6 protein-coding genes are annotated in these 6,842 nt (G+C 69.6%); 5 read left to right on the forward strand and 1 reads right to left on the reverse strand.

Annotated elements, in window-relative coordinates; all coding sequences use genetic code 11:
• Positions 1-58: 58 nt before the first annotated feature.
• Positions 59-1,573, forward strand: a complete 1,515-nt coding sequence (gene lysS / locus ACTHNQ_RS08675) for a lysine--tRNA ligase (protein WP_440332866.1) — start codon at positions 59-61, stop codon at positions 1,571-1,573.
• Positions 1,574-1,575: 2 nt separating this feature from the next.
• Here lysS and ACTHNQ_RS08680 read toward each other — a convergent pair whose 3' ends face one another.
• On the reverse strand, positions 1,576-2,802 hold the full coding sequence (locus ACTHNQ_RS08680) for a DUF4192 family protein (protein WP_440332868.1): 1,227 nt from the start codon (positions 2,800-2,802) through the stop codon (positions 1,576-1,578).
• A 129-nt stretch (positions 2,803-2,931) separates the two neighbouring features.
• On the opposite strand from ACTHNQ_RS08680, the gene ACTHNQ_RS08685 reads away from it, so the two are divergent.
• From ACTHNQ_RS08685 to ACTHNQ_RS08700, 4 genes are all read left to right on the forward strand, one after another.
• Positions 2,932-3,129, forward strand: a complete 198-nt coding sequence (locus ACTHNQ_RS08685; RefSeq protein ID WP_440332870.1) for a hypothetical protein — start codon at positions 2,932-2,934, stop codon at positions 3,127-3,129.
• Positions 3,130-3,310: 181 nt separating this feature from the next.
• Positions 3,311-4,468, forward strand: coding sequence for a hypothetical protein (locus ACTHNQ_RS08690; protein WP_440332872.1), 1,158 nt, complete (start codon positions 3,311-3,313; stop codon positions 4,466-4,468).
• A gap of 104 nt (positions 4,469-4,572) precedes the next feature.
• Positions 4,573-6,039, forward strand: coding sequence for a cardiolipin synthase (gene cls / locus ACTHNQ_RS08695; protein WP_440332873.1), 1,467 nt, complete (start codon positions 4,573-4,575; stop codon positions 6,037-6,039).
• Positions 6,040-6,164: 125 nt separating this feature from the next.
• Positions 6,165-6,842, forward strand: a 678-nt coding sequence (locus tag ACTHNQ_RS08700) for a hypothetical protein (RefSeq protein ID WP_440332875.1), incomplete at its 3' end; no start/stop codon positions are given.

The following is a 6,842-nucleotide window of genomic DNA, read 5'->3' on the forward strand; positions in this document are numbered from 1 at the left end:
TCGGTAGACTCGTCGGGTCCGCGTTCTGCGGAGAACACCCCACCGAGGAGCCCATCTCGTGACCGACACGACCACGCCCGCCGAGCCGACCGAAGAAGACGTCTTCGAGCAGAAGGCCGTGCGGCTGGCCAAGCGCGAGCGTCTGATCGCCGAGCGGGTGGATGCTGCGGGTGGCGCATACCCCGTCAGCCTGCCGATCACCGACACGATCCCCGCGCTGCGTGAGCGGTTCGGCGACCTTGAGGCCGGCGCCGAGACCGGTGTGGTCGCGGGCGTCGCAGGTCGGGTCGTGTTCAGCCGCAACACCGGCAAGCTGTGCTTCGCGTCGCTGCAGGCCGGCGATGGCAGCCGCATCCAGGCGATGGTGTCGCTCGCGGCGGTCGGGGAGGAGTCGCTGCAGCTCTGGAAGGAGCTCGTCGACCTCGGCGACCACGTGTTCGTGTCGGGCGAGGTGATCTCCAGCCGCCGCGGGGAGCTGTCGATCATGGTGTCGGAGTGGCGCATCGCCTCGAAGGCCGTACTGCCGCTGCCGAACCTTCACTCCGAGCTCAGCGAGGAGAGCCGTGTGCGCAGCCGCTTCCTCGACCTCATCGTGCGCGACCGGGCCCGCGAGACCGTCATCGCTCGCGCCAAGGTGAACGCCAGCCTGCGCGCGACGTTCGCGTCGCACGGCTTCCTCGAGGTCGAGACGCCGATGCTCCAGGTGCAGCACGGCGGCGCGTCGGCGCGCCCGTTCATCACGCACTCCAACGCTTTCGACGCGGATCTGTACCTGCGGATCGCGCCGGAGCTGTTCCTCAAGCGCGCCGTCGTGGGCGGCATCGACCGGGTGTTCGAGATCAACCGCAACTTCCGCAACGAGGGCGCCGACTCGACGCACAGCCCCGAGTTCGCGATGCTCGAGGCCTACCAGGCGTACAGCGACTACAACGGCATCGCCGATCTGTCCCAGGAGCTGATCCAGAACGCCGCGATCGCGGTGTCGGGCTCGACGACGGTGACGTGGGCCGACGGCACCGAGTACGACCTGGGCGGGCAGTGGGACCGGCTGTCGATGTACGGCTCGCTGTCGGAGGCCGCCGGTCGCGAGATCACGCCCGGGACGCCGTTCGAGGACCTGGTGGCGCTGGCCGAGGCCGAGGGCGTCGAGCTGCCGCCGCACGCGATCCACGGCAAGCTCGTCGAGGAGCTGTGGGAGCACTTCGTGAAGCCGGGCCTCGTGCGCCCGACGTTCGTGATGGACTTCCCCGTCGACACCAGCCCGCTGGTGCGCGAGCACCGGTCGATCGCGGGCGTCGTCGAGAAGTGGGACCTCTACGTGCGCGGCTTCGAGCTCGCGACCGGATACTCCGAGCTCGTCGACCCCGTGATCCAGCGTGAGCGCTTCGTCGAGCAGGCCAAGCTCGCCGCGCGCGGCGACCTGGAGGCCATGCGCATCGACGAGGAGTTCCTGCGCGCACTCGAGCACGGCATGCCGCCGACGGGTGGCATGGGCATGGGCATCGACCGTCTGCTCATGGCCGTGACGGGGCTCGGCATCCGCGAGACGATCCTCTTCCCGCTCGTCAAGTAGCCTCATCGCCGGAACGCCCAATCGGGCAGATGCCCGGCGTGGACGAACGACAGGACGATCTGCGACAGTCCGTGATCGGGCTCGATGTCGCACGCCTGCTGCGCGTACTCGGCGGCGTGGGTGGAGCGGCCGAGCGCCCATGCCAGCCACGCGCACATCGCGAGCGGCCCGGGACGGAGCGTCCGCGGGACGGATGCCGCCACCCGGCGCGCGAGCCGCAGCGCCTCGTCGAGCCGCGCCGGTGACGGCGGGTCGCCCTCGCCCCACATCCGCATGGCGAGGTGGGGCGGATACTCCTCGCCGGACTCCCAGCGCAGCTGCGCGGTGAGCGCTTCGTCGCCCTGATGGAGGTTTCCGCTCCACTGCACGAGGGCGATGTCGCGCAGCGACGGCCGCGCCAGGCACCACCCGATGGCTGCGAGGTCGTACGCGTCGATCGCCTCGGGCGCGCGCAGGACGTCTTCGAACAGTCCGGGCAGGTCGTCGAGGCGCGCGGCTGCGGCGAGGGCGGCCGGGTCGACCCGGTTCGATTCTGAGCCGGTGGATGCCGCATCCGCGGGCTCCTCTCCGACCGGGGCCGGCACGGGTCCGAGGTCCTCCACCTGCGCCGTCCCCGACGCCGAGGAGGCCCCGGGGACGGCGGTGGTATCGGCGTCCGCAGCTGGTCCGCCGAGCAGCGCCAGTGCCCGTGGCAGTTCGCACAGCGCGCGCGACACACGCGCGCGCTCCTCGGGTGGGCAGTGCGGAAGCGCCGCTCCCGATGACTGATCCCCGTCGGGCGCAGGCAGACCCAGCCCTGGATGGTCGTGGTCCAGCTCTTGGAGCGGGCGCCCTCCGCGCGACGCCTGGGGATCGAGTGCCGAGCCCCAGGCATCGGCCGCGACGCACAGCAGGTCGCTGACCCGCACGCCGCACGCGTCGGCGTGGAACGCCACGGCGTCGAGGAGCGGGCGGTGCGGCATCCCCTCGTCGTCGAAGCGGGCGTCCGTGTAGGCGATCGCGGCGATGGCCTCGGCGTCGGGCAGCCGGCAGACCATACCGACGACGGTGGAGGCGACCCGCTCGACGGAATCGTCGTCGGGCGGAAGGTCGAACCGCAGCGCGCCGAGGCTGCGCGTCCCGCGGAACGGGATCACCACCAGACTGCGCGAGGGTCGGAACCCCAGCATCCGCGGGACGAAGGAGAGGAACTGCGCGGCGTCCGCCGCTTTCACGATCGTGGGGGTCATGGCCGATGACTCTTCTGGGTCGCTCGGGTCGCGGCAAGCGAATCAGCGGCCTGTGGATGGTCCGCACCGTGGCGGCCCGTTCCCAGGCGCTGGGGAGGAGGCGATACCCGCACGGCGTATCCTTGGAGCATGGACTTCTGGACCGCGGCGCTGTGGACGCTCCTGCCGACCGTCCTGGTCTCGCTGATCTTCTTCTTCGTGCTGCGCAGCATCATCCGGGCAGACCGCACCGAGCGTCGCGTCTACGCCAAGGTCGACGCCGAGGAGCGCGCCAAGCGCGGGATGCCGCCGAAGTCCGAGTCAGGCGTCGCCTCGGCCGAGCGCTGAACCGGCGGCCCGATCACGCCCGCGTGGGAGAGGCAACCGTTCCGTAGCCGCCCTCTCTCGCGGATGCGGCGGAGGAAGGCATACCCGCTGCCGCCTCGGCGCCGCTACACTGCTGGCATTCTGTTTCGCCTGGAACCGGTGCGCTGTGGGGCGCCACCCTCCTGAAAGGCGGCGCACGCCTATGCGCGATCTCGTCAGCGGGCGTCCGCGTCGTAGTCGCGACGACGACGGCAACGTCCGTGTTGCCGTCGACGTCGCCGACTCGGCACCCCTCTGGTTCTCCGTCGCCGCCGAACACGAGGATCTGCTCAGCGAGCGGGCTGACCACGTCGCCATCGCGCTCCTGCTGCCGGCGATGCGCTACGGCCGCGACCTGCGTGTGGCCGGGGTGGTGACGGACACCCTCATTCACCGGCTCAACCACGACGTCCAGGCGCTCGTGCGCGATGTTCACCCGCAGTACCTCGCGATCAGCGTCACGGCGGAGGAGACGGCACCTGCGGCCGTCACCGCGCCGGGTGTCGCGACGGGATTCTCCGGCGGAGTGGACAGCTTCGCCACGCTTGCCGAATACGCATCCGGCGAGCCGGTACCGGCCAGCCTGCGCGTCACCCACCTGCTCAACAACAACGTGGGCGCACACGGCGACGGCGGACGAATGCTGTGGCGGCGACGCTACGACGCATTGCGACCCGTCGCTGCCGACCTCGGCTTGCCGTTCGTCCGCGTCGACAGCAACCTCGACGACCATTACCCCTTGATGGGCTTCATGCAGACGGTGACGCTGCGCAACGCCGCAGTGATGCACCTGCTCGGAGGCGGCATCGGCCGGTCGTATCACGCGTCGGAGGGGACCTTCCGCCATCTGCGGATGCCGCCCCCGCACGGTGACATCAGCCTGGCCGGCGCGGTCCTCTTCCCGCTGCTGTCGACCCCCGGGCTGACCCTCGAGTCGACGAGTTCGGGGATGTCGCGGATCGAACGGACGCTGGCGCTCGTCGACCGCCCCCACTCCCGCTATCTCGACGTCTGCATCGACGCCGACACGGATCGGACGACGAACTGCTCGCGGTGCTGGAAGTGCATGCGCACCATGCTGACACTGGAGATCGCCGGCAGGCTCGACGACTTCGTGCCCGACGTGTTCGTGCGCGCCCCCTACGAAGCCCGCCGCTCGCAGTACTACGCCGAGCTGATGTCGTCGACCGAGCCGAACGACATCGAGCTGGTCGACTACGGCGACAGGAACGGCTGGAAATGGGGTGCGGCGGCCCGGGGGCATGCGGCGGCGCGGCGGGCCAAGCGCTGGATGCGTGAGAAGGCGCGGTCACTGCGGTGAGGCGTTCCTCCGCGGCGTGACGCGCCCGGCCGGGCGCGGGGCGTGTCGGCGTGCCCGATACGCTAAGCGGACCATCCGATCCGCGATGTCGAGAGGCGCCCTAGATGATCACCATCACGATCGACTCGACGTGGTGGGTGCTGACGATCCTGGTCATCGACATCATCATCCGTGTCACGGCGGTGATCGTCGTCCCTCGCAACCGGCGCCCGACGGCGGCGATGGCCTGGCTGCTGGCGATCTACTTCATTCCGATCATCGGAGTCTTCCTCTTCCTGCTGATCGGGAATCCGCGGCTGCCGCGCAAGCGCCGCCGCAAGCAGGAGCGCATCAACGACTACATCCACGACACGAGCACCTCGCTCGACTTCGGCACGCTGCGCCCGCACGCGCCGGCCTGGTTCACCTCGCTCGTGACGCTCAACCGCAACCTCGGCGCCATGCCGCTCGCCGGCGACAACGCGGCGCACCTCATCCCCGACTACCAGGAGAGCCTCGACGCGATGGCCGATGCCATCCGCGGCGCGGAGCGCTTCGTGCACGTCGAGTTCTACATCCTGCAGGCCGACGAGTCGACCGACAACTTCTTCCGGGCGATGGAGGAGGCCGCCGCGCGAGGGGTGACGGTGCGCGTGCTGCTGGATCACTGGGCCAACCGTGGAAAGCCGTTCTACCGCAAGACGCTCAAGCGGCTCACGGCGATGGGCGCGCAGTGGCACCTGATGCTCCCCGTGCAGCCCCTCAAAGGCAAGTACCAGCGCCCCGACCTGCGCAATCACCGCAAGCTCCTGGTCGTCGACGGGCGGGTCGCCTTCACGGGGTCGCAGAACGTCACGGCGTCGACCTACAACCTCAAGAAGAACATCAAGCGGGGCCTGCACTGGGTCGACCTCATGGCGCGCATCGAAGGGCCGGTCGTGGCATCCGTCAACGCGGTGTTCCTCTCGGACTGGTACTCCGAGACCGATGAGGTGCTCACGGAGCAGATCGACCTCTTCGACGTGACGGCAGGACCCGGCGACCTCGACTGCCAGATCGTGCCGTCCGGTCCCGGGTTCGAATTCCAGAACAACCTCAAGCTGTTCGCGGGGCTGCTCTACGCGGCGCAGCGCAAGATCATCGTCGTCAGCCCGTACTTCGTCCCGGACGAGTCGATGCTCCTCGCGATCACGACGGCCTGCCAGCGCGGCATCCACGTCGAGCTCTTCGTGTCGGAGGAGGGCGACCAGGCGATCGTCTACCACGCGCAGCGGTCGTACTACGAGGTGCTGCTGCGCGCGGGCGTGAAGATCTGGATGTACAAGAAGCCGTTCATCCTGCACACCAAGAGCCTCACCATCGACGACGAGGTCGCCATCATCGGGTCCAGCAACATGGACATGCGCTCGTTCGGTCTCAACATGGAGATCTCGATGCTGGTGCGCGGCCAGGAGTTCGTCCACGAGATGCGCGGAGTCGAAGACATGTACCGCTCGCTCTCGCGCGAGCTGACGCTGGAGGAGTGGGAGAAGCAGCCGCTGCGCTCGACCGTGCTCGACAACCTCGCCCGGCTGACGTCGGCCCTGCAATGAGGTGTCGCCGGGGGCGATCGTGACCGGCACGTTATCGAGGGGCTGAGATTCCGGCCCCTGTTGCGACACCATAGGGGGGACGGATGCCTCGGGGGCAGGCATCCGCAGACCACGAGGAGGCTCGCATGCCTGTCCGTTCCCGTTCAATCGCCGCAGGTCTCGGCCTCGCGCTGCTCACCGCCGGAGTGCTCACCGCCTGCGCTTCGCCCGCCGGATCGGGGAGCACCCCGACGGCGTCGCCGTCCGGGTCCGCGTCGGGCGGTGCCGGCGCCGAGATCGAGGCCGACGCCGCCTGGGTCGACGGCGGTCGCATGATCGCACTCGTCACGCAGGGGTCGTCCTCGACGGACTGCATCCCCCAGGCAGGCGAGACGACGTACGCCGACGGCGTCCTCGAGGTCGAGCTCGTGAACCCGAAGGATGACGCCGCCTGCACGGCCGACTACGTGTCGCGCGCGACCCTCGTCGGTGTGCCCGAGGGCGTCGACCCGACGCAGGACCTCGAGATCCGGCTCACCGGCGCGTATACCGGAGACACGGATCTCGACGGCGTCGCCGGCCTCACCGCCGGCGGGTCGACCGACTACCAGCCGAGCGCGGGCTGGGCCGACGACGGCCAGTTCGTGATCGTCACCTGGGGCTCGTCGACGTGCGTTCCGGTGATCTCGGACGTCGCTGCGACGAGCTCGACCGAGGTCACGGTCACGTTCGCGGATCCGCCTGCGGACCAGGCATGCACGATGGACATGGCCCCGCGCGCCACCGTCGCGCAGGTCACCGGCGAGTTCGATGACGACGTCTTC

It is taken from the genome of Microbacterium sp. (genome assembly GCF_051953575.1).
GTDB lineage: Bacteria > Actinomycetota > Actinomycetes > Actinomycetales > Microbacteriaceae > Microbacterium.